Source organism: Arthrobacter sp. MDT2-3, from assembly GCF_059090465.1.
Genome location: NZ_JBNHFS010000001.1, coordinates 528,418 through 552,359 on the forward strand (window position 1 = coordinate 528,418; position 23,942 = coordinate 552,359).

A 23,942-nucleotide genomic window follows, 5' to 3' on the forward strand; every position below is an offset into this window, starting at 1 on the left:
GCGATGACGCAACAGCTCAGAATTGGCTTGTTCGGAACCGGACGGATCGGGCAGGTTCATGCGCTGAGTTTGGCCAGCTTGGAGGAGGCAACACTCGCCTGGGTGTGTGACCCGCTCATAGAGGGAGCCAAGCAGACAGCTGCCGAATTCGGTGGTCGCGTGAGCGATGACCCGGGGGAAGTCTTTGCCTCAGGAGAAGTCGATGCCGTTATTGTGGCCTCACCAACAGCGACCCACGTGGACCTGGTGGAGAGAGCCATTGATGCAGGTGTGCCCGTGTTGTGCGAGAAACCCATCGACCTGGAAATTGCCCGCGTTGACGCGATCCGGGCTAAGGCTGCTGCGGCGGACGTCCCCATAGCCCTCGGTTTTAACAAGCGCTTCGACAGGCACTTCGTGGAACTGAAGCGCCGTGTGGGAGCTGGCGAGATCGGTGCGCTGGAGCAACTTGCCATCACAAGCCGTGATCCGGGAGAACCGCCGGCAGCGTATGTCAGGCAGTCCGGCGGCATTTTTCGGGACATGACCATTCACGACCTGGACATGGCACGCTACTTCATACCTGACATTGTGGAGGTGTCCGCGCGCGGCGCGAACGTCTTTAGTGAGGACATTCGTGAGGCCGGGGACTTCGACTCGGCAGTGGTCACCCTGCGCGGTTCTAATGATGAGCTCGTGACCATCGTGAACTCACGCCACGCAGCCTACGGTTACGATCAGCGCATTGAGGCCTTTGGTCCATCGGGCTTGCTTCAGGTGGGCAACAAGAATGACGCTCTCGTTCGGCACTGGGGTGCCAGAGCTGTCGAAGCGATTGGCCCTTACCAAAACTTTTTTCTTGAGCGGTACGCGGAAGCCTACCGCCTGGAGGTGGCCGAATTCCTGCGGGCGGTACGCGGTTTGCCTTCGCGTAGCCCCGGTTTCGAGGACGGCCGCGCAGCGCTGATCCTGGCCGACGCAGCGGAGAAATCCGCCCGGACCGGGGTTGCGATAGAAGTGGACCTTTCCTAGAGGGGCCAACAATGCCGCTTGTCCTGGGCCGTGATGTTTCGCAACAGCATCTCCGGCCTAGGGCAGGCTCTTTTCGCTGATGACAAGTAATCGACCGGAATGAGCGGGGCCGCGGAAAGCCGGTGTCGGCACGGCTCATAAACCTCTGGGCGTTAAGGCTGACTGCCCATCGGCGGTTACCTTTTAGCAGAAGGCGGAAACAAGCGACCCGTTCCGCTGCGAAAGCCGGGCACGGTATCTCGGGGGCGAGGGTCCCCTCTTTCACAGGACAATCGGCTGCGGCCTTGTCATAGGGAGATAAGCCTGCGCCGCCCTCCAAACCTCGGATCAGCAGGGCTGCCAAAAACCAATATTATTTGAAACGATCCATGGCGAGATTTCTGGCGCTTCATGCCCCTGTTTCAAACTGGCACACATGGCACCTTCGAGAATCCGTCAAAGTTCAAGTAAGTGAAACAGTGTGGCGAGGGTCACGCGAATAAAGGGGCTTCTTTTCAATTACCCCTGAACTGCAGGATCAAACGAAAACAATTTGATCGACCGCCGCCGCCTAAGTTGTTTCACCGGTTCATTTGCGTAGCCCAATCGAACGAGGATGAGATGACCGACGCACCACCGGCGACCCCTCCACTGGTCGCCCTTAAAGACATACACAAGACATTCGGGGCGGTGTCCGCTTTACGCGGCGTCAGCATCGATGTCCAGCCCGGCGAAACCTTCGCGTTGCTTGGCGACAACGCTGCCGGCAAATCAACGCTTATGAAGGTACTCACGGGCGTCTACCAACCCGATCGGGGTTCCATCGAGCTCGACGGAAAAAAGACGGAGTTTCCCACCCCCTCAGCATCCCGCGACCAAGGGGTCGAGATGGTCTACCAGGACTTTGCCTTGGCAGACAACCTGGATGTCCGTACCAACATTTTCCTGGGAAGGGAACCGCAAAAGAACATCCTCGGCCCCTTCCTGCGAATCATTGACCGCAAGAAAATGGAGGTCGAGACCAAACGGGTGCTTGAACGCCTGGACATTCCCATCAACCCCCGGCTCAAGGTCAAGCGGCTCTCGGGTGGCCAGCGGCAGGCGGTCGCGATTGGGCGCGCACTGGCCTTTGATGCCCGGTTGATCATCATGGATGAGCCCACGGCCAACCTTTCGGTCGCGAAAGTGGACAAGCTCATCGAGGTGACCCAGCGCCTCAAGGACCTGGGAATAGCCGTCATCATCATCACGCACCGGCTGGATGAAGCCTTTGCCGTGGCCGACCGGTTTGCCGTCATGCGTCAGGGGCAAGTGGTGGGCCGTTTCCGTGTCGGAGACGTCACCGAGTCCCAGGTGGCACACCTGATTTCCCACGGCACGCTGGACGACTACGTCGACGACGGCAACGGCATACCCGAGGAGCGGCGCAAGATCGGCAGCACCTCATCCCTGCCCGTTGTCGATGCAATGGCAGCACCCGGAACGACCATCAACGGGAGCGACTCGTGACCCTCACAATGGATAACCTCAAGACAAAACTGGGACCCGCGGACCTCAAAAGCGGGTCGACCGCCACCAGGGTCAAGCGCTTTGTTGGGGACTACGGCATCCTCGTGTTCTTCGTACTGATTATTGCGTTCCTGGCTTTTGCTGCTCCTAACTTCCTCACACTGAACAACGTGGTCAACGTGGTCAGGCAGTCGTCCATCATTGGATTGATTGCCTTGGGAATGACGTTCATCATGATTACCGCGGGCATCGACCTCTCAGTCGGCTCCATCGTAGGCCTGGCAGGCTTGACGTTTGCGTTGCTCGCCCCTGCCAGCGGTGGGGCGTTCTGGTTGCCGCTGATAGCCGGTCTTGGCGTCGGCCTGCTCGTGGGATTCCTCAGCGCGGCGTTGGTGGTGTGGGGTGCCATCCTGCCTTTCCTGGCAACGCTTGCCACCATGGCCATAGCCCGCACAGCGGCCCTGGTCATCACGGACGGGCAAGTGGTTTCCGGCCTGAGCGGCCCGGCGGAATGGCTGGGATCCGGCTTCGTCGGTCCCATTCCCGTCCCCGTGATCATCTTCCTGCTGGCCGCAGTGATCTGCGAATTTGTTCTGAGCCGCACCAAGTTCGGTTCACACGTCTACGCAGTCGGGGGAAACGAAGAATCGGCCAAAAAAGTGGGAATCTCCACCAGCCGAGTACTTTTCACCGTTTACCTCATCGGCGGTGTCACCGCCGCACTGGGTGGCCTTGTCCTGACGGCCCGTCTGGACGGTGCAGCGCCGGTAGCCGGTACCGGCTATGAGCTTCAGGTGATCGCCGCCGTCGTGATCGGTGGGACGAGCCTCTTCGGCGGCGTCGGCACCATCCGTGGAACCGTCATCGGCGTCCTCCTGCTGGGCGTCGTAATGAACGGCATGAACCTGATGGGCGTCTCCTCCTACTACCAGCAAGGCGTGCAGGGCGTCATTCTGGTGCTCGCAGTCCTCCTGAACCGGTGGAAGTCGGACTGACCGAACCACCCCCAAAACAAGGAACAAAAACCTCCTTGCGTACAGACAAAACCCCCGAAAGGAACAACCATGGGAATGCAACGTAAAATCGCCGCGGCGGTCGCCATGATGGCAGCAGGCGCCCTCACCCTGACAGGATGTGCCGGCAGCAGCAATGCAGGCAACAGCGGCGGGACGGACAAGACCTACAACATTGGCGTTGTGGTGCTTGACCTGCAGGACCCGGATCTGGCCCACATGACCGACGCTATGAAGAAGACGGCCGATGAAAAGGGCGCCAAACTGAACATCACCGACTCCAAGAAAGACGTCGGAAGTGAACTGAACCAGGTTGAGGACCTACTCACCCGGTCGGTCGACGCCATCATCATGCAGCCTTTGGACGGGGAAGCCAGCCAAAACGCGGCAAAGCGGGTCATCGCCGCCGACATCCCGCTGTTCATCCTGTCCACAGAATTCGCAGAGGGTGCGGACGTTGGATACAAGAGCTACATCGGTGTAGATGACACCGTGGCCGGGGAAATGCAGGCCGAGTACTTGAACAAGACGCTTCCTGAAGGCGGCAACATTGTCTTCGCCGCCGGAATTTACGGTGCGTCTTGGACGGATCGCCGCAAGAGTGGCTTTGACAGCAAGATCAACGAGAACTTCAAGGTGGTTGCGGAGTTCCAGGCCAAGGGCAGCCGTGACGACGCCAAGCGAAACATGGAGGATACTCTTCAGCGCTTTGGTGCCGGCGAAATCGATGCCGTGGTGGCCAACAACGACGAGATGGCCATTGGCGCAGCCTCTGCCATTGCTGACGCTGGCCGCACTGCCGAGTTCAAGGCGGTAGTTGGCGTCGACGGTACGGAACCGGCACTGCAGGACATCAAGGCAGGAACTATGTCGGCCACGGTCCGCCAAGACTCTGCTGGCCAGGGCGCCAAGGCAGTTGAGGTCGTCACCGACTTCCTGAAGGGCGGAAACGTGGAGAACCGGTACACGCTGCCGTTCACGCTCATCACCAAGGACAACCTTTCCGAGTTCTTGAAGTAGGCAGTTCCATCAATCCAACGGGCACAGCGGATGCATCCGCTGTGCCCGTTCTGTTTTGGCACACCCCCGAGTACGCCACACCTGCCTACACTTCCTGCGGACCACTACGAATGGAGAATTCGACCATGCCCCACGACGACGGTGACACCAAACTGAGGCAGCTACTGGCCAGGTTGAAGGATCACGGCATCGAGGTGGACGACTCTCCCCGAAGGCGCTCTGAATACTCCTACGATGCATCGAACTACCGGGTACGGCCTGCCGCCGTCGCCTTCCCCAAGAACGTCGATGACGTACGGAAAGTTTTGCGGGGATGCTCGGCCGCAGGTGTACCGACCACCGCGCGCGGCGGGGGAACGTCGATGGCAGGAAACGCCGTAGGCGACGGTGTGGTGATCGACCTTTCCCGCCACATGACCACTGTGCGAGACCTCGATGCCAGCCAGGCGACGGTCTGGGCAGACGCGGGGGTTGTCCTCGGTGAGCTGCGCGCGCAGGTTGAAAAGACCACCGCAGGCAAGCTGACATTTGCCCCGGACCCTTCTTCCCTGACGCGCGCCACGGTAGGGGGATCCATCGGTAACGACGCCTGCGGAAACCACTCAGTAGCATATGGCCGCATGACCCATCACGTGCAGGAGGTGGAGCTGGTCACGGCCGACGGCGCGTACCTAAGGGCAGGGCGGGATTTCCTTCGCGCCGTGGACGAAAACGACATCCATTCCATTGCCCGGGCGGAGGAACTGCTGGGAGGTCTCCAAGCGCTGGTGAAAGCACATCTGGCGGTCCTCCGGAAGGAGCTGCAAACCATTCCCCGGCAGGTCTCCGGGTACCATGTGGGCCATCTGCTGCCGGAACAGGGTTTTAATGTGGCCAGTGCACTGGCAGGCAGCGAAGGTACGTGCGCCATCGTTGTGCGGGCCAAGATGGGCCTTGTGCAAAAGCCCTTGACCACCGCGCTGCTGTGCCTTGGCTACGCAAACACTATCGATTCCGCGCGTGACGTGATGACCATCCTGGCCGCAAAGCCGAGCGCTATCGAGGGCCTGGATGTATCGATCGTGGACATCATGCGGCACCGCAGGGGAGCTGCCAGTGTGGAGTCATTGCCGGAGGGCAAGGCCTTTCTCCTGGTCGAGTTTTCGGATGACACCCTTCAACAGGCGGCCGCTTCTTGCGACGACCTGATTGACAAGCTCAGCGTCGACGGCCGCGTCGTTGACCATTCGATCGTCACGGAACCCCTGGAACGGGCCGCACTGTGGCGGGTACGCGAAGACGGCGCGGGGCTCTCGTCGAGACGGATTGATGGAGTGCAAACGTGGCCCGGCTGGGAAGATTCTGCGGTTGCACCGGAGCGTCTTGCTGACTACTTGACTGAGTTGCTCCCACTGGTGAAGAAGTACGGCTATACAGCCTTTATGTACGGCCACTTTGGCGCAGGGTGCGTCCATATGCGGTTGGATTACGATCTGCGCAGTGACTCCGGGCGCAGGGTGTTCAGCGACTTCACCCGGGAAGCGGCCAGGCTGGTGGTGGCCCATGGCGGCTCGCTGTCGGGGGAACACGGTGACGGTCGCGCGCGGAGCGAATTACTTGAGGTGATGTACTCCCAGGAGATGATGGGCATCTTCAAGGCCTTCAAACGCCTCTGGGATCCGGAAGGGGTCCTCAACCCCGGGATCATCGTCGACGCGGAACCTTTCTCTGCCTCGCTGGCTTTGGAAGGAGTAGTTGCGCCCGGCCCCACCCACGATCAGCTGTCCACAACCGCGAGTGCCGCTGCCCTACCTTCTTCCGGAGACCGTGCTCTGCTCCCGGTGGCGAGTCCGTTCGTTGGGAACACCCACGCATGCATCGGTGTAGGACGCTGCCGGTCTGCCACTGGTGGCTTCATGTGCCCCAGCTACCGGGCCACGAAGGATGAAAAGGATTCGACCCGCGGCCGGGCCCGGGTGTTGCAGGAACTGACCCGGACCCAAGGCAGCAGCAAGGACGGCTGGTCAAGCCCGGAAGTCCGGGAGGCACTGGACCTCTGCCTGTCCTGCAAAGCCTGTTCCGCCGACTGCCCCACCGGCGTGGACATCGCCGAGGCCAAGTCGGAACTGGTCGATGAGCATTACCGCGGGCGCATCCGGCCCTTCACTCACTACTCCATCGGCTGGCTGCCCCGGTGGCTCCCGCTGCTGACCCGGGTGGCACCCCTGGCCAATGTGGGGACAGCATTTCGCCCCTTCCGGCTTGTGGGGCAATGGTTGGGCATCAGCGCCCGACGGCGGCTTCCGGCTTTTGCAACGACCGGCAGAATCCGGCGACAGGTGCGGGAAGCCGGGTTCACGGCCAACGCCGACGTCCTTCTGTTCATCGACAGCTTTACGCGTGCCTTCCGGCCCGAGGTCGTCCCGGCTGCAGCCCGGGTGCTCCGCGACTCCGGCAGCTCCGTTGGGTGTACTTCGGATGCTTGCTGCGGCCTAACCTGGATTTCCACCGGGCAACGCGATGGAGCCCGACGGCGGCTGGCCCGCCTGATAAGCAAACTCGACGACGGCACGGACCGGGATATCGTGGTCCTCGAACCCAGCTGCGCCGCGACCATCCGTGACGAAGGCCCAAAGCTGGTAGGCGGCGCGGCCGCCGCCAGGGTGGCCGCAAGAGTCCGCTCGTTCTCCGTCGCTGTTGACGAAGCCATCAAACGCGGGTGGAAGCCCACGGCGCTGGCCCCCAAAACGACCGTGCTGCAAACCCACTGCCATGAGCACGCCGTATTCGGTTCAGGTGCCCAGAAACGCGTCCTGAAAGCCTGGGGAGTTCCGAACCTCGTGGAATCGTCCTCTTGCTGCGGCGTCGCCGGCAACTTCGGTTTTGAGGCCGAACACTTCGAGATGTCCATGAAAGTCGCCGAGCACTCCATCATCTCCGCCCTCGCAGAAGGCGACGCTGACGCCCTTGTTCTCACCGACGGCTTCAGTTGCGCCATGCAGGTCTCGCAGATAGACCCCGGGCGCTTGAGCAAGCACCTCGCCGTGGCATTGGACCCGGACAATGCAAGCGGGGGAAAGTAGGTGGAATACTTCGGAATTTTCCTCATTTTGGTAGCGGCCGGGTTGGGCTTGATTGGCCCACATTTGACTAAGCCCGCCCGTCGACCGCAAAACATGGCCAACATCCGGGGAATCTTTTTTGTGCCGTCGGGCCCAGCAGCCTTTTTAATCGCCGCGTCCGGGTTCTTCATCTTCGTCACGAACATCAGCTCACGCTGAACCCGCCGCCATTAACGCGGGGCGTGTGGCTGACACCCTGCGACATTGGGATTGGGCATCCGGCGTGCTGAAGATCGGGGGAGCAGCCGCCAACCTAACTATCGTTAGTTACCATGGAGGTACCGACCAGCCCTGTGAGGATCAAATGAGGTATTCGCCGCGTGAGCAGGCCAACGCTGCTGTCAGAGATTTCCTGTCCAGCCGCGATTGGTCAACTCAGACACCCGCTCGGCAACGGATCCTTGGGGCGTTCCTGCGCCTAGCTACTGCAAATGGCTTCAATTCAGTGACCATGAGGACTTTAGGCCGGGAACTCGATATGAAGGCCCCCAGCCTGTACTCAAGCTTCCCGCGCGGCAAGGACGAAATTGTTGCCGAGTCGCTCCGTTGGTTTACCCATCGATTCGCCCGCGACCTCCTTAAAGCAGTCGAAACCACCACCACACCGGAGGAGTACTGGGCGGCCCTTGTCCGCTTCCACCTCGCCCAGCAGTTGCAACGGCCCGAGGCAGATCTCTGGGACCTCCTGGTTGCAACTGACCGGGTAGCCCGCTTCCTCAGCGACGAGGTGTGCGAGGAAGTGGCGGCGTGGATGACGCTGCACGAGGACATGTATGCGGCTGCCGCCGAGGAGATGGGCTTCCCGCTCTCCAGGCAGACCACCCGGGTGATTTTCACACTCCTCGACGGTGCAGGACGCTGGGCTGCATGGAACGGCAGCGACGCGGAACTTGAAATCCTCCTGCACCACGCCGTGGCCCTGAGCCGCTCCATTCTTGAAGTTGGCAGCAGAACCCAAGCCTTGACTTAACCGTTAGGACCACATAACTGCGCTCTGTACAGGAGCGCCGCTTTGGCGTGCCCCGGAATAAGCGAGAGGCTGCTGGATCCGCTAAATATTGTGCAGATCTCTTGCCTAACTAACGTGCGTTAGCCTACAGTCGTCGCAAGGTCCGAAGATGTACCTGCAGGAGTCTCGACCTCACGATTACCTAAAGTAATTCGACAAAGGGATCCACAATGAGTAATTTCACCAGTGCCGAACGCGACGAGTCGGCCGTCCGCAATACTACTGAACCTTCAAGCCAGCTTCGCGGCCATCTTGGCGTTGGAAGCATCCTGTTCTCCGTCGTAGCATGGGCCGCGCCGTTGCTGGTGGTTGTGGGACTGATGCCGTCCATGATTGCCTTCGGGGGCAATGGGATTATCGCCGCACTGGCGGTCGCCACAGTCATCCTGCTTTTGTTCTCCGTGGGATATACGGCTGTCACCAGATATGTGGAACGTCCAGGCGCTTTTTACGCCTACATCACTGCCGGCTTGGGCAGAGAGATCGGGCTCGGTGGCGCCTTCCTCGCCATGTCGGGTTACCTGGTCCTCCTTCTCTCCACGTGGGCCGCGTTTGGTGTGTACGGACGCGCGCTGGTAGTGGATACATTCCATGGGCCCGATCTGCCGTGGTACCTCTACGGGTTGCTCGGCGCCCTCCTGGCGGGAGTAGCTGCGTACCGCAAAATCGAGCTCTCGGCCAAGACACTTGGCGTGGCCCTGATCTTGGAAGTCGTCCTCGTCCTGGTGTTCAATCTGCGGGTATTTTTCGACGGAGGCCCTGCTGGTCCACCGCTGGATGCCCTGACATGGGACGCTGCCAGCACTGGCAACTTTGGTCTTGTGCTGTTGTTCGCGATGCTGTGCTTTGGGGGTTTCGAGTCCTCGGCGATCTACCGTGAGGAAGCCAAAGACCCCAACAAGACAATTCCCAGGGCGACCTACATTGCAGTCATCCTTATCGGGCTGTTCTACCTCGTGGCGGCTTGGGTAATGCTGACTGCCTTGGGGCCGCAAGGGGTGGCTGATGCCCGGGCGGGCGGAGCAGTTGCCTCCATGTTCGGCGACCTCGCCGCTTCTTACGTGGGCAGTGTGGTGCCTGGCATCATCAACGTCCTCGTGGTTTCCTCGACGTTTGCCTGCCTCCTGGCCCAACACAACGCTGTAGCCCGGTACGCCTACTCGCTTGGCAAAGACGGCGTCCTACCGCGGACGCTGGGCGTGGCACACGCCCGGCATCATTCCCCATTTGTAGCCTCGCTTATTGTCACCGCGCTCGAAGTCGCGGCAATTGTGGCCATCGCCGCCGGCACTGCCTTCGACCCCGCCGGCACGGAGGCCTTCACGGTCTACATCCGTCTGAATGGCCTGGGTGCGATCGTCGTCGTCGCACTCCTGGTCCTGGTCTCCGTAGCAGTCCTCGTCTACTTCCATCACCACAAGGTGCCAGGTCGCGGGGTATGGAAGACGCTGGTTGCCCCGGCCTTGGCCTTGGGGAGCCTCGCCATCGTGCTGGTACTCAGCTTCCTCAACGTTGATGCGCTAATCGGGGCGGGACCCATCGCTTCCTTGGCCTTCACCATCCTTATTCCCTTGGTGTGGGTGGGCGGCATTGTGTACTGCCGCTGGTTGAAGAAGGCCAAGCCTGCTGTCTACCAAAAAATCGGCCGCCAGTAGGCGGTCCCCGTCTTACGGGCATGACTACCAAGAAGGACACCACCATGACACAACGTCTCACCGGCAAGATCGCTGTCATCAGCGGAGGAGCCAGCGGCATGGGCGTCAGCCACACCCGCAGGATGATCCAGGAGGGGGCGAAGGTCATCTCTTTCGACCTGCATGAGGGCGCAGGACCCCAGCTCGTGCATGAATTTGGCGAAGACAAACTGATCTTCCTCCGAGGAGACGTTAGGAATGCCGAGGACTGGGCCAGGGTGGTATCGGCCGGGCGGGAGCATTTTGGCACGCCGAATGTACTGGTCAACAATGCAGGTATCTCTCCGCTGCAGACACTGGAAAAGGTATCCGAGGAAGACTACCGCCGCGTGATCGATATCAACCAGGTTGGCACCTTCCTGGGAATGCAGGCGTTGATTCCATCGCTGCGGGAAGGCGGCGGATCCATCATCAACATCGCATCCACCGCAGCGCTCGTCGCATTTGCAGATCTATTCCCCTACGTCGCATCAAAGTGGGCGGTGCGCGGAATGACAAAAGCGGCAGCACTGGAACTGGCGAGAGACGGCATCAGGGTTAACGCTGTATGTCCGGGAGACACGGATACCCCGATGATTCGCGCCATAGCCGACACCCCCTCAGGAGCGCTTCCGCCAGCTGCTGACCTGCCTTTCAAAAGGTGGGCGCAACCTGAGGAAATCAGCGCCGCCGTCGCTTTCCTCGCCTCGGACGACTCGTCATACATGAGCGGCAGCGAACTTGTCATCGACGGCGCCTTCACCGCGCAGTAGCGCCCAGCAAACAGAAAAGAGAAGGACATTGGATAGAGTGCAGGGCAAGATCGCGATCGTGAGCGGAGCCGCCAGCGGCATGGGCGTGGAACACGTCCGTGCCCTGGTCCGGGAGGGAGCAAAGGTGGTGGGTTTTGACCTTGTTGAGGGGGTTGGGCATGTGCTCGTCGATGAGCTCGGCTCCGACAATTTCCACTTCCTGCCCAACCGCAGCGTTACCTCTGCGTCCGATTGGGCAGAGGTCGTCCGGCACTGCGAAATCAATTTCGGAGCGCCGACAGTCTTGGTCAATAACGCTGGAATTTTCCGATCGACGCGAGTCGAAAGCGTTACGGAGCAAACATACCGGTCCGTTATCGATGTGAACCAAGTCGGCTCGTTCCTTGGCATGCAAAGTGTTATTGCAGCAATGCGATACGCCGGAGGTGGGTCAATCGTGAATATCTGTTCCACCTCCGGCCTGGTGGCCTTCGAAGACAACTTTGCCTACGTGGCGTCCAAGTGGGCAGTCCGGGGGATGACAAAAGCCGCGGCCCTTGAGCTGGCCGCAGATGGCATTCGCGTAAATGCTGTCTGTCCCGGAGAGACGGAGACACCCATGCTGCTCAACAGCACGGAACCCGGCACCTCCTTGCCTCCGGAGAGCTTTCCCTTCGGCCGGTGGGCCAGGCCTGACGAGATTGCCTCTGCCGTGCTGTTCCTCGCCTCAGACGAATCGTCGTACATGAGCGGCAGCGAAGTTGTGGTGGATGGGGCGTATACCGCGGGCTAAACGTGCTCTGGGCGGGGGAGTAGCCGCAGTGACAATGACCGTTCAGCAATACCTCGCTCCAAGCCTGCGCAGCTCAGTACCCGGCCTCTCCCCTGCCCATTTTCAAACGCCAATAATAAAGACTCCACCAATCTGATCTGGCGGTAAACCCGTGCTTGCCTAATCGCGCCGTCGGAACTCGTGGCGACTCTGGCCCGTCCATAGTTGGGGTCAATTCAGGTTATCCACGGCTGGAATTGGGAGCCGTTGGGGTAGCTCCCTGGCAGCAGTAGCCGTGGATAACCTATGGGAATTGTTCCCGGCTGTGGGCGGGCGGACCTGACCTCAGGTGCAAACGTAGATCGCTTCCAGTTGTTCCGAGGACCAGGCAAGGGACCCTATGTCAGCTTTGGGTGTACTCAAACCGGTCGAACGTCTGCGCTTCCGACTCTCTCGCGGCACGATTTTCACCACGTAGAACGAGCCTGCTTTTTGTCTTGTTGTATAGCGGCATAGCCTAAGTGCTTTTCGACCATGCGACGCGGTAACACCCCATCCAGTTCGAGCCAGAGAAGATTGCCCTCCGCGGTGACGGCCTCGACTGTGCCTGAATCAATCATCTTGCCGTGCAGGTGAAAATCAACGACCCTGCCTTCTAACGTTGTCCAGTCATCCACCGGCAGCGAAGGGGCACCCTGTCGATGGCCGGGGTCGCCTGAAAAAGCTTCCATGGATCTTGTCCTCCTTATAAACGTGCAAAAAGACCGCTGGCGGAAGCGCCACAAATGGGGGTGTGGACCCTGCTTTCGAGCACAACCCAGGAGGCCATGAGTCTTTGAACGTTGCGTCTATGCGGTTTTCATCTGAACAAAAGGGATGTGAGGGCTTCGTCGAAATCGAACTCTGCGGCATTTGCTTGTGCGAAGCCGAGGATGGTAGCAAGGGGCATGGAGCCGAACAGGGGAAGGGACTCCTCGGTGGTGAGTGCATCGGCCGGTTGTCCTATGTCGGTCACTTCCTGCTGTAGGACGAGCGGGCCAGTAGGGTGGGTTGGCCACTTCTGGAGCATTAATTCGGTATCAGGGTTGCGTGAGGCCGTGGAACGTTCACCGTGATGGTTTCGAGAAAGCAGGTCGCGGGAATTAGGGCAAGCGTGGATCGTGAGTTTTCCAGGTCTGACGGTCCAGGCTTCTTTGTTGACGTTGATGGTCTGCATTGAGGCGCCCAACACGTCGGAGAGCAGGATGAATTCCTGTCGGCGTGTCGAGTATGCGCGCAGGGACTCAGAGTTGCGATGCCTCGTCGAGCCGCTGCAGATCCCTAGTGCTCAACTGGATCTGCATTGATTTCACGAGGGGAGAGAGCTGGTCGGTTGTGCGGGCGCTGGCGATCGGGGCCGCGACCCCATTCTGCGTTGCGAGCCACGCCAGGGCGATGGACGCGGGCTGAGCGGAGTGCTCCTCGGCGACGCTTTTGACTGCGGCGATGACTTTCCGGCCGTGGGCGTTGAGGTACTTTGCAGCGTCGGGAGCGCGAGGGCTTTCGATCTCCTCGCCGTCGTCGTACTTTCCCGTCAGGAAGCCGTGGGCGAGGGAGTAATAGGGAACAACGGCAAGGCCATGGTTACGCGCCAGGGGGAGGATATGGGCTTCAATCCCTCGTTCGACAAGGTTGTACTGAGGCTGGACGACGACGGGGGCGTGAAAACCTTCGCGGGCGGTGATGTCCAGCCATTCTTTGATTCGCTCCGCTGTGTAGTTCGAGATGCCAATTGAGCGGATCTTTCCTTGGTCGACGAGTTCGGACAGAGTTGCGATGCTCTCGATGAGCGGCGTTGTGGGGTCGTCGTAGTGTGCGTAGTAAATATCAACGGCGTTGATGTCGAGGCGGGTCAGCGAGGCGTCGATGGCGGCGCGGATCGTTTCGGAGGCCATGCCGGCGAATTGCGGATGGTTACTTACCTTGGTGGCAATGACGAGGTCGTCACGGTCGGATCTGCCGGTCAGCCATTTGCCGATGATCATTTCGGACTCTCCGCCTGTATTGCCCCCGGCCCAGAACGAGTATGAGTCGGCGGTGTCCAGGAAGTTGCCTCCACCTTGTACGTAGGCGTCGAGGACCTGGCACGACGTCTGAGTATCAGCGGTCCAGCCGAAGACGTTCGTGCCGAGCGCTAGGGGGGACACGGTGATTCCTGGGGCGATGGTCCGTTTGGCGACCAAGGTCTGCCTCCTAGTCAATTTTGTAACGTGTGGGGCGGGTTGGAGTAGGACCCTCCTGTGGGAGCCCGCGAGGGAGGGTCCTACTCTGTGTGGCGTCAAGCCCTCAGTTGATAGCGGGCTGCGGAGCTTTGGGATCAGATGGTGGGGTTGGCCCTCGGTGACTGCCAACCCATGCCGCGTGCAGGACGCAGCGGACATCGTCGTAGGTGATGGGCGGGATTGCCGCAGAAGCGGCTGGTCCCCTCTTCAGCGATACGGTTGAGATGCCCCGCGCGGCCAGGGATCGGGGGCATTCAGTTCGCCGGCGATCTGCCACAGCCTCCCGGCGGGATCTGTAGCGCCACCGAGGGTGAAAGGGGCGCAACCGCAGTCGTGGACGCGCGACCGGAGTCGTTCGTCCATGCCCGCTGGACAAAGGTCTACGCGTCAGCGAGATGCGTACCGCCAAGAAGTATCGTCGCTGCTTCTCGAGCATGCTGGCCGATATGGACGCCTCTTTCCCGTGCTGACGCGTTGGCTGCCGAAATGATGCCGTCCTCGTAGGTGCTCAGAGCGTCGCCGATCCGTGCGCTTTCCGTCGAGACGGCTGCGGCGGCGATTCCGTGTGACTCAAGTTCGTCAAGCCCTTCAATTCCTGAATCGTCAAGACCAAAGCCAGCGTCATTGCAGATGACGCCTCGCGGAGAAGTGCGCAGTACGTACAACGCCATAACTTTGGCGCCGTGGGAGGCAACGACAAGAACGTCGCGTGAACGATCACCGGTGATGCGCGATGATGACCATACCGCGTAGATGTTGCCATGGGGCGTTTCGGCGACTGTGTGGACGCTCTCGTCGATGATTCCCTCGACATCGTGCGGCGTCCCTAAGGGCGCGTTGAGCATTGTCAGTGCCGCTTCCTCGCCGGTTTGCCCTGGGCGGACGCCCACTGACAAGGCAGTTTCGTTTGCGTGGCTGACCCTGCCGGTTAACAACGAGTCGCCGTCAGACAGCCTCGCCTCCCGGGTGGCAATGGCCGCGGCGGGCACGCCGTACTTGTCCGCGAGCGGCAGTCCAGCTATCCCGGCCTGGTCTTTGCCTGGGCCGGCCGCGTGTGCGATCCATCCTCGTGCCCCCTGGCGCACAGGCAAGATACCGGTTGGCGCCCCTGCAAAGGATGCACCCAGCACCACAGCATCTGCAAGGTCGTCGTCGAACTCAAATGACGTGAGGGAGTTGCCGACCAAGATCCGTCCGCGGGGATCTTTTATATGGAGGCGATATGCGAGAGTAGCGTCACCCATAGTGGTTGTGACCTTTCAATTGTTGGACACGAAAAACTGGTTTGTTCCCCTGCTGTGGCTTTAGCGACAGCTACAGGCATGCGATGCCAAAGGCGATTGCATCAACGAGCTCGTCGATGTGATGGTCTTCCACGACGAATGGAGGTGACACGGCAATCTCGTTGCCGGACAGAGCCCGGACGAGCACACCCTTTTCTCGCGCGGCGAGGACTACTGTTTCGAGATTGATCCCTGAGTCGAACTTCACGGCGGCGAGGAGACCATGTCCTGCCCGCACCTCGATGACGCCCGTGCTGCCCGCGAGTGAGTGGACCCCGGCGTCCAGCGCTTTTCCAAGCGTCTTCACCCGTTCCACAAGCCCCATCTCTTCAATGAGGTCAATGTTGGCTTCTGCCACCGCGCAAGCCGTATTATGCCCAGCGTAGGTAAGCCCGTGGCGGAACACTGGGGCATCCGGACCGGAGAAGAAACGATCCCATACCCGCCGGGCCACCTGAACGCCTCCGAGCGGCAGATAGCCGGAGGTGATCCCTTTGGCCATAGTTATCATGTCGGCATCAATCCCGAAGCGGTCGGTGCCCCAGTAATCCCCTGTGCGGCCAAATCCCGTGATGATCTCGTCCACGATGATCAGGAACTCGTGCTTGCGCGCGAGTTTATTCAGCTTAGAGAAGTAGCCCTCAGGCGGAGCAAGAATTCCGCCCGATCCGATGATCGGTTCGGTGATGAACGCTGCGATGTTCTCCGCGCCGAGCTCCTCTATAAGCCGTTCCACCTCGTCAATGTCGTCCCAGGGCACGCGAAGGGTTTCAGGGATGAGGGATTCAACGCCATAGCCTTCGCGGTTGAATTGCAGACCAGCGAGACTGGTGCCGAAGGCGTGCAGCCCGTGATAGGCGCGATCCCTGAACAGAATATATTTCTTGTCGTGGCGGCCCTCCAGCTGCCAGTGCAATCGGGCTAGCTTGCAGGCAGTGTCGATCGAGTCTGAGCCCCCGCTGGTAAAGAAAATTTTGGCGTCGTCGAGCGGACTGAGGTCGCGTATTCGGGAGGCAAGGCGCTCCGCGGGCTCGCCAACGAAATGCCCGTGGTTGTGATAGAACTCTAGCTTTTCCATTTGGGCACGGGCGGCCTCGACGAGCTTGGGCTGGGCGTGTCCGACATTGCAGAGGAACAGTGCAGCTGTCCCATCGAGCAGTCGATTTCCCTCGCTGTCAATAACGTACGGTCCGTTACCACTGACGATCTTAATCGTGCTTTCGATGACCGTCGGCATATGCGCCTGAGAACGCCAGTGGGCGGTGTTCGCGTATTTCCCCGCCGTGGGCCGCATTATCTGTTCGGACTCGAGGACCACAGTGTCTCCTTCTTTCGACATTCGTTGGATATGTCTGGCGGTTCTCGAGAGACGGAATGATTCCGACTACTGCTCGCTAGGCCGTACCGGGCAAGTTTCGTTGCCTACAGACACACGAAAAGTGTACAACAATTCTTGCTTTGGGCCATCGGCGATACCCGATAAATAGTTCCGAACCCCTACTGCCCGGATCCGCCATTTTGCGGCAAGAAGTGTATGTCCTCCGGGCCCCAGGGCCCACAGCTCCTTACATCGGAAGCATCCCGGCCGTAGTCCTAGCGGACGGGATGTTCCACAATATAGACTGCCGTTGGTGTGTGATCTGGTACACCAACACCATCACGCTGGGGATTGGAGAAAAGATGTCCGAAAAGGATCGTGTCGTAGTCATAACAGGTGCCGGTGGAGGAATGGGCAGCATTGCTGCACACGCCTTTGCCGCATCCGGAAGTCGTCTCGTGCTTGCTGACCTGGCACTGGACCGGCTCGAAGAAGTCGCTGCGCAGCTGCGTGAAATTCATAGCGGAGCCGAGATCCTCACCATCCCGCTAAATATTGCAGACGAAGACTCTGTCGCCGCGGCAGCCGAATCGGTGCGCGCGTGGGCGGGCAGGGTCGATGTGTTGGCCAATATCGCCGGAACTGAGCAAAGCGGCACCGCAGTCGTCGACATGAGTACGGCTGAGTGGGACCGCGTGCATAACATCAATCTCCGGGGACTGTTCTTCATGTGTAGGGCGTTCGTCCCTCTGATGCCGCACCATTCAGACGCCGCGATCGTTAACATCGCATCGTGGTGGGGTCGGCGCGCGCATGGTCTCTATTCCGCGTATTGCACGTCAAAGGCAGGGGTAATCTTCTTCACACAGAGCCTCGCAATGGAGCTCGCCGAGCTGGGGATCCGCGTGAACGCTGTCGCTCCGGGCAACATCAATACGCGGATGCTGCAGTCGGTGATGAAGAAGTACGCGCAGGAGCTGGGTATGGGCTATGACGAGCTCATGGCGGAAGAGAATTCGAAAATTCCACTGCACAAGCCAGGGGAGCCTGAGGATATTGTTGACGCGATCGAATTCCTGTCCTCGAAGCGTGCCTCGTACATCACGGGAGCTACGCTTGACGTCAATGGCGGAGTGGCACTCACGTGAGCAAAAGCGAGACGGCAGCAGCGGTGCCTTCGATCCTGCTCCAATCCGGTTACACCATTCCCCAGCTCGGCTTCGGAGTGTGGCAGATCGAGCCGTCCAATACCGCCCGCGTCGTGTCAGAGGCCCTGAGTGTGGGTTATCGCCATATCGACACGGCGCCTGTCTACGGTAACGAACCTGGAGTGGGGCAGGCGGTGACCGCAAGTGGTCTGGACCGTGACGAAGTGTTCATCACCACGAAACTATGGAACGACCAGCAAGCGGACGACAATCCCAAGACTGCCCTCTACCGGAGTCTTGACGATTTATCGCTTGAGTACGTAGACCTGTACCTCATTCATTGGCCTATGCCCAAGGTTGGTACGTATGTGAACGCGTGGGAAAAACTCATAGAGCTGCGCGATATGGGTCTAACTCGATCAATCGGCGTTTCTAACCACCTTCCGGCGCATTTAGCCAGGTTGGTCACCGAAACGGGGGTTGTTCCCGATGTCAACCAGGTCGAATTGCATCCAGCACATCAGCAGCAGGACGTGCAGGCTTGGGCCAGAGATCACGGTATGCGGGTGGAATCTTGGGGTCCGCTTGGCCAGGGCAAGTACCCGTTGCTCCAGTCGGAGCCGGTGCGAGCTGCTGCCGAGGCGCACGGCACCTCGAGTGCCCAGGTCGTCATTCGATGGCATCTTCAGAACGGCCTCATACTGTTTCCGAAGTCGTCGCGGCGTGAACGCATGGTAGAGAATCTGAATGTTTTCGAGTTCGAACTCTCGGCGGATGAAATGGCTGCGATCGACGCGATGGACCGCCCGGACGGGTCTGGCCGGGTAGGTAATGATCCGCTTATGTTCAATGATGGAGTTGTACCTGACTCCTGAGCTCTCGGGCCCTGGGTAAGCTCAGGGGCAGCTGCCCTGAAGCTGGGGCGATAACGCGGGCCCACAATTAATGTAGCGGAGCCAGTGGTCTCGTTACTGCGAACCTATTGTCCCGGCACGTTTACTCGGCTTTGATTTGGTGCAATAAGGCAACCTCCGGGTGCTGTCTGGTTCTCGTCGAGAGCGAACAAAACAGCACCCGGAGGTCGTTGTGTCTGTAAGCGGGGCTGGAGGGCCGAGGGGCTGGCTTCTAAGGCGCCCGTACCCGGGCTTCAGTACGCACTGAGCCATGCGTTTGGGACTACGCTGAGCAGGACAGGGGAATCGGTCCGGATCGCCAGCGAGCACCTGCACCTGCCCCAGCCCGTGTGCGTCCTGACCCGGAACTTCTTCCGGCCGCTGCGCTTCACCGAACAGGTGACAGGAGTCAGGCTCCGTGACAGTAACTGTGCCCGCAAAAATGCTTCGGTCGGGTCAAAGTGATTCACGTGGACATCGAGGATGTCCGGAGATTCTCCCTGGAGGCAGGCACTTGACGACGGGGGCGGGCAAGATGAATTCCCGGGAACGAAACCTGAGTGAAGGCCTGCTCAACTACCCCCAGCCAGGGTCCGGACTACTCGTTCTTACCCTCCTAGAGGGGAGGGTACGACCATTTCCGGCTCGTCTATTTCGCAATCCTGCCGACGAAACCCAGGCACCGCCGCGGCGTTCAGGGGCATCGTCATCGCCCCCTTCGCCGTTCAAGGTGAAATTCTCCCCCGAGCCGGAATCAAAGACGACCGCACCATGACGTGCCGTCCTCAGGCCAACGGCAAAGCCGAGCGCCTCAACGGCTGACTCGAGGACGAATGGACTCAGGCGACAGCCTAAGGGCGAAAATCTGAACGCCCATGCTGCTGGCCAAACTGTCAAGCCCTACCGCGACAGGCACCACAGCGCCAGTCAATGTGCGCTTCACGTGCCTGGCCGGCACAAAGCTGCTCCCCGGGAGTTGGACTGAATGTCAGGCCAACTCCCGGGGAGCAGCTCGTGCCAGCGGGTTAGCGTCGAATTTGTGGTTTAGCCACGCATACTTGAGCGCAGGCTTTCCGTCTCCTCGGGCAAGATCCGCAGGCTGTTTTCTTCGAGAGCGCCTGCCAGTACCACGCCGTAAATAGAACGGGCACGCTGGACGGTTTCGTAGCCTTCCACCACATCTGACAGCACCCGCGCTGGCTCGCGGTCCAGAGGATCGCCGTAGCCACCCCCTCCGTTGTCGATAGAACGCACCCGGTATCCCGGTTCCAAAGCCAGCAACGACAGGCCCGGCAGCGGCTTTTCAGAGCCATCTGGCGCAACGACGAACATCTGGGCGGCTCCCCCTGCGTGCCCACCATGCACTCCCGCGGGCGGGTGAACCATGCCATCAGCGGCCACGGCCAACTCCATCTCGGAGAAGCGGGACCCATAGATGATTTCCTGCCCGGGTGCCCCGCGGAACTTTCCTGCGCCACCGGAGCCTGGAACGATCCGCACGGACTCGACCTGGACCGGATATTTGCTCTCAACGACTTCGATACTGTCGCGCAGCAGCATTCCGTTTACACCGGCACCACCGAAGTTGATCCAGCCGTCAACCCGGGCCGTGGCTGGGCCGCCGCCGAAGGCGGAGAACAGCTGATTCACATAGAACCTGTCATCAAACCGACGATCGAGCCCGGAAATGACACCCCACGCCGCTGACATACCCGATGCGCCGGCACCCGAGCCAAGACCGTATGCGATGTTCGCGAAGGCGCACTGAACTGCGCCAATCAGGCGGTAGAGCAAATTTGTCGTCGCGAGCGAGGCACTGTGAGGGAATGCGGCTTTACCGACGGCCGCGCCCTCTCTCATCTTGACCTCGATCCGACGGAAACTACCACCGGTGATTGGTACCTGTTTCGGGAGCGAGGTCATGACTCCGATGAGTGCGCCGGCGAGGGTGGTCGCTTCTGACAGGTTCAGTCCATTGGACATGCAGTCATCGTTGTCCCTCAGGTCAACGATGATCTTGCCTTCGGTGGGGTCAATCTCCACGGCGGCATGGATGCGGAAGCCGTCAGGCATCAGGCCAGGTGCGGGATCGTGACGCACCTCGTATTCAGCACGTCCAGCGGGCAGCTCGCGAATGGCAGCGCCCATCATCTCATCGCCATAGTTCGCCATCCACTTCAAGTGACGGAGAATGGTCTGCGCGCCGAACCGTTCGGACATCTCCCGGATCCGCTGCTCGCCAAGTCGGATCGCGCCTATCATCGCGCGATAGTCGGCGTACCACTGATCGGCAGCACGGATGCGCTTACGGCACATCCGGATAATATCCTCGACGTCCTCATAGTCACGCTGGACCTGAGTTGCAGTGAAGATTAAGGCGCCTTCGTTGTAGACGTCCTTTGCGTCGAACATGTAGGTGGTCGGCTGGCTATTGCCGATATCGGCCTGGTGGGCGAGAAGGGTGAGGGTGAAGCAGTGGACGTCGTCGATGACGACGGGCACCAGCAGAGTGAAATCCGCCGGGTGAGTGCAGCCCTCGTACGGATCGTTATGCAGGTAGGCGTCGCCGTTGCGCAGCGTCGGATGGTGACGGCGCAAGGATTCCACTTGCAGATGCGAGCCGAGAATATGGATCGGCAGCGAGTTGGCCAGCGAAATGAGTGTCCCGTCGGCCGTCATCAGCGCACCAGACATGTCGCGTGCCACTGAGATAAGGGCGGAGCGGGCCGAATGCATGAGCGCATCATTCATCTCACGGTTGATTGCGTTCAGACGGTTCGAAATCACCGCCGCGAGGATAGGGTCGATGGCGTCGTCGGTGCGGGTCTTGGGCGATTCGAGAGTCTCAGACATGGACATTTCCTTCCGCTGAGCGATTGGCAGGTGCGCTGGGTTCATCATCGATGGTGAGAATGAAGTCGCCGTGGGGTGTTACACGGGCGACACTGTCGGGGTAGAGCACAAGGGTGCTGGTGGGGCTAACAAGCGCCGCAGGCCCTGCGACGACTGCCCCCGAGGGAAGGTCGTCCATTGCGAGAATAGGGGTTTCCATCTCGACCGCACCGAAATGGCACATCCGTATCGCCAGAGGCTCGGGGCGGTTGTGATCAGTTCCGGCGGGAGCCGTGGGATCAGAAATGTCGAGGATGCCTCGAGTGACTCCGACCCAGCTGATGAACTCTACGGAACTGCTACGGTCGACGAACGTATACTGCTTCTGGTGTGCCTCATGGAAAGACTCTACGAGACGGTCGACGTCCTCCTGGGTTACGCGATGGCCGCCGATTGGCAGCTTGAACTCCACTTCCCATACTTGGCCGGCATAGCGTGCTTCGGCGCGGTATTCGCGTTCCCACACGGCAGAGTGCTCTCCGCTTGCCTTGACCGCAAAAGCATCCAGGCGCTCGTCAATGGCGGCGAGCACCTCGTTCACCCCTTCCGCGTCGAATGCAGCGGAGTTGGTGATCTTCGCCTGCTCGCTGCGGAAGGTGAGGTCTGAGTACTGCATACCGACGGCACTCAGCACACCAGCATGCCTGGGCACGATGACCTTTTTAACCCCAAGTTCGCGAGCGATCGGCACGATGTTGATGCCCGCCGCGCCGCCACCGGCAACCAGGACACTCTCGCGCGGATCAATGCCCGCGTTGATGGTTAGACCGTGGATGGCATCGATCATGGATTCGCTAGCGAGTCGAATGATGCCTTCCGCCGTCTGGGGAACGCTTGTACCGAGCCGCTGGCCGAGCTTCGCGATCGCCTCGCGCGCACTATCAACCTCGAGTGTCATCCGGCCGCCAAAGAAAAAATCGGGCTGAAGATAACCCAGCACAGCCGCCGCGTCTGTCACAGTCGGCTCTGTACCGCCCTTGCCGTAACAGATCGGTCCCGGCTCAGACCCTGCACTGCGTGGCCCGACCGATAGAAGACCGCCGTGGTCAACGCTGGCGATTGAACCGCCGCCAGAACCAATGCTCTTGATGTTCACGGTGGCCATCGCGATGAGGTCACCGATACCTTCGGGACCCATCCAGGTAACGCGCGATTGTGAGATTTCGCCATCTTGAATCATTCCAACGTCGAAAGTAGTGCCTCCAGTGTCGACTACGACGACGTCCCCGTGGAATTGCTCCAGCTCGGCGTAACGTCGAGCTGCCACCGGAGCCATCGCCGGGCCGGACTTCATGAGGTATACCGGGTGTGTTATCGCGTGATCAATAGGGACGACACCGCCGGCTGATGTACAGAGCAGGATGGGCCCATTGAAGCCGGCGCGCCGAACTTCGTCCTCGACGGCGCCGAGGCTTTCCTCGACAAGCGGTTTGAGGGACGCATCCAGCGCAGTCACCGACGCGCGCCTGTACTCACGCATGATGGGGAGGAGCCGATGCGACAGCGTGTAGGCAACGCCGGGCAGTTCCTCTTCGATAAGCTCTCCGATGCGACGCTCATGTGCATGGTTGGACGGCGCCCAAATGAGGGCAACCGCGATTGCCTCGAACTGTTCCCTTTTGATCCTGCGAAGCGTGTCGCGGACTTCAGACTCGTCCAGAGCGCGAACTACGCCTCCTTCTGCATCAATACGTTCATCGATCTCGAACGTTTGGAGTCGCGGGATATATGGCCCAGGAAAGGGCACGTTGAATTCGAAGGTCTGCTCTTGAGGACGCCCACCCTCGCGGAACAGCAACGTGTCTGCGAATCCCTTGGTAATGAGCAGTGCCGTCTTCGCAGTCTTACCTTGAACGTAAGCGTTAACGGTATGAGTTGTGCCGTAGACCAGCCTGTCCGCACGGGCGAAGAGCTCGTCTCGGGTGAGGCTCAGACTCTTGGCTGCGTCCTGCACCGCGCCGAAGAATCCGTCGACCAACCCGCCGTAGGTCGTCGGAGCCTTGCCGACCGCCATGATCGCTCCATCGATGGTCACGACCGCATCGGTGAAGGTGCCTCCGGTGTCCACAGAAATGCAGACATTACTCTCATTAGCAATCATTGCAAACAGTTCTCCATCCTGGGAGCAGCGCCCTGATGGGCTCGCTAAGTGTGATCGGCGTTACAGCCTGGTGAGTAGATCGTACCCTGTTGCCAATTGTGGAACAAATCTCTATTCTCGGTTTACTGCTTCCCAAGTTTTCCTGCCCCAGCAACGGCCAAAACCAGTAGTCTGCGGCGAATTAGCGACTCGACGAGTCCCGAGAAA

Annotated in this window: 18 protein-coding genes; 11 read left to right on the top strand and 7 right to left on the bottom strand. The window is 60.0% G+C overall.

Annotated elements, in window-relative coordinates; all coding sequences use genetic code 11:
* Positions 1-3 precede the first annotated feature (3 nt).
* The 9 genes from iolG to AC5RUQ_RS02435 all read left to right on the top strand — a co-directional run bounded on the left by iolG (position 4) and on the right by AC5RUQ_RS02435 (position 11,860).
* Positions 4-1,011, top strand: a complete 1,008-nt coding sequence (gene iolG, locus AC5RUQ_RS02395) for an inositol 2-dehydrogenase (RefSeq protein WP_493945806.1) — start codon at positions 4-6, stop codon at positions 1,009-1,011.
* A 669-nt stretch (positions 1,012-1,680) separates the two neighbouring features.
* On the top strand, positions 1,681-2,499 hold the full coding sequence (locus tag AC5RUQ_RS02400; protein WP_493945807.1) for an ATP-binding cassette domain-containing protein: 819 nt from the start codon (positions 1,681-1,683) through the stop codon (positions 2,497-2,499).
* The gene (locus AC5RUQ_RS02405) at positions 2,496-3,494 is read left to right on the top strand and encodes an ABC transporter permease (protein ID WP_493945808.1); all 999 of its coding nucleotides are present in this window, start codon (positions 2,496-2,498) and stop codon (positions 3,492-3,494) included. Before AC5RUQ_RS02400 ends, AC5RUQ_RS02405 begins: the two co-directional genes overlap by 4 nt.
* A gap of 69 nt (positions 3,495-3,563) precedes the next feature.
* The gene (locus AC5RUQ_RS02410) at positions 3,564-4,532 is read left to right on the top strand and encodes a sugar ABC transporter substrate-binding protein (protein WP_493945809.1); all 969 of its coding nucleotides are present in this window, start codon (positions 3,564-3,566) and stop codon (positions 4,530-4,532) included.
* 125 nt (positions 4,533-4,657) lie between these two features.
* Positions 4,658-7,594 carry an FAD-binding and (Fe-S)-binding domain-containing protein gene (locus AC5RUQ_RS02415; RefSeq protein ID WP_493945810.1) on the top strand — a complete coding sequence of 979 codons (2,937 nt, stop codon included), beginning with the start codon at positions 4,658-4,660 and terminating at the stop codon, positions 7,592-7,594.
* Between the two features lie 343 nt (positions 7,595-7,937).
* Entirely contained in the window at positions 7,938-8,603 is a 666-nt protein-coding gene (locus tag AC5RUQ_RS02420) for a TetR/AcrR family transcriptional regulator (protein ID WP_493945811.1), read from the top strand.
* A gap of 209 nt (positions 8,604-8,812) precedes the next feature.
* Positions 8,813-10,297, top strand: coding sequence for an APC family permease (locus AC5RUQ_RS02425; RefSeq protein ID WP_493945812.1), 1,485 nt, complete (start codon positions 8,813-8,815; stop codon positions 10,295-10,297).
* A 44-nt stretch (positions 10,298-10,341) separates the two neighbouring features.
* Positions 10,342-11,088, top strand: coding sequence for an SDR family NAD(P)-dependent oxidoreductase (locus AC5RUQ_RS02430; RefSeq protein ID WP_493945813.1), 747 nt, complete (start codon positions 10,342-10,344; stop codon positions 11,086-11,088).
* 37 nt (positions 11,089-11,125) lie between these two features.
* Positions 11,126-11,860: an SDR family oxidoreductase gene (locus tag AC5RUQ_RS02435; protein WP_493945814.1), complete on the top strand. Its 735-nt coding sequence runs from the start codon at positions 11,126-11,128 to the stop codon at positions 11,858-11,860.
* A 446-nt stretch (positions 11,861-12,306) separates the two neighbouring features.
* On the opposite strand, the gene AC5RUQ_RS02440 is transcribed toward AC5RUQ_RS02435, so the two are convergent.
* The 5 genes from AC5RUQ_RS02440 to AC5RUQ_RS02460 all read right to left on the bottom strand — a co-directional run bounded on the left by AC5RUQ_RS02440 (position 12,307) and on the right by AC5RUQ_RS02460 (position 16,701).
* Complete coding sequence (locus AC5RUQ_RS02440) at positions 12,307-12,570, bottom strand: hypothetical protein (RefSeq protein ID WP_493945815.1); 264 nt, start codon at positions 12,568-12,570, stop codon at positions 12,307-12,309.
* A gap of 128 nt (positions 12,571-12,698) precedes the next feature.
* Positions 12,699-13,055 carry a hypothetical protein gene (locus tag AC5RUQ_RS02445; RefSeq protein WP_493945816.1) on the bottom strand — a complete coding sequence of 119 codons (357 nt, stop codon included), beginning with the start codon at positions 13,053-13,055 and terminating at the stop codon, positions 12,699-12,701.
* Between the two features lie 67 nt (positions 13,056-13,122).
* Positions 13,123-14,025, bottom strand: coding sequence for an aldo/keto reductase (locus tag AC5RUQ_RS02450; protein WP_493945817.1), 903 nt, complete (start codon positions 14,023-14,025; stop codon positions 13,123-13,125).
* Between the two features lie 455 nt (positions 14,026-14,480).
* A complete protein-coding gene (locus tag AC5RUQ_RS02455; RefSeq protein WP_493945818.1) occupies positions 14,481-15,287 on the bottom strand; it encodes a hypothetical protein in 807 nt (268 codons plus the stop codon).
* Positions 15,288-15,414: 127 nt separating this feature from the next.
* Positions 15,415-16,701: an aminotransferase family protein gene (locus AC5RUQ_RS02460; RefSeq protein WP_493945819.1), complete on the bottom strand. Its 1,287-nt coding sequence runs from the start codon at positions 16,699-16,701 to the stop codon at positions 15,415-15,417.
* Between the two features lie 317 nt (positions 16,702-17,018).
* On the opposite strand from AC5RUQ_RS02460, the gene AC5RUQ_RS02465 reads away from it, so the two are divergent.
* Together AC5RUQ_RS02465 and AC5RUQ_RS02470 are read left to right on the top strand one after the other, a co-directional pair.
* Positions 17,019-17,849: an SDR family NAD(P)-dependent oxidoreductase gene (locus AC5RUQ_RS02465; protein WP_493945820.1), complete on the top strand. Its 831-nt coding sequence runs from the start codon at positions 17,019-17,021 to the stop codon at positions 17,847-17,849.
* A complete protein-coding gene (locus AC5RUQ_RS02470) occupies positions 17,846-18,724 on the top strand; it encodes an aldo/keto reductase (RefSeq protein ID WP_493945821.1) in 879 nt (292 codons plus the stop codon). The genes AC5RUQ_RS02465 and AC5RUQ_RS02470 overlap by 4 nt, the downstream gene beginning before the upstream one ends.
* 1,062 nt (positions 18,725-19,786) lie before the next feature.
* Here AC5RUQ_RS02470 and AC5RUQ_RS02475 read toward each other — a convergent pair.
* On the bottom strand, positions 19,787-21,595 hold the full coding sequence (locus tag AC5RUQ_RS02475) for a hydantoinase B/oxoprolinase family protein (RefSeq protein ID WP_493945822.1): 1,809 nt from the start codon (positions 21,593-21,595) through the stop codon (positions 19,787-19,789).
* Positions 21,588-23,735, bottom strand: a complete 2,148-nt coding sequence (locus AC5RUQ_RS02480; RefSeq protein ID WP_493945823.1) for a hydantoinase/oxoprolinase family protein — start codon at positions 23,733-23,735, stop codon at positions 21,588-21,590. Before AC5RUQ_RS02480 ends, AC5RUQ_RS02475 begins: the two co-directional genes overlap by 8 nt.
* Positions 23,736-23,942 lie beyond the last annotated feature (207 nt).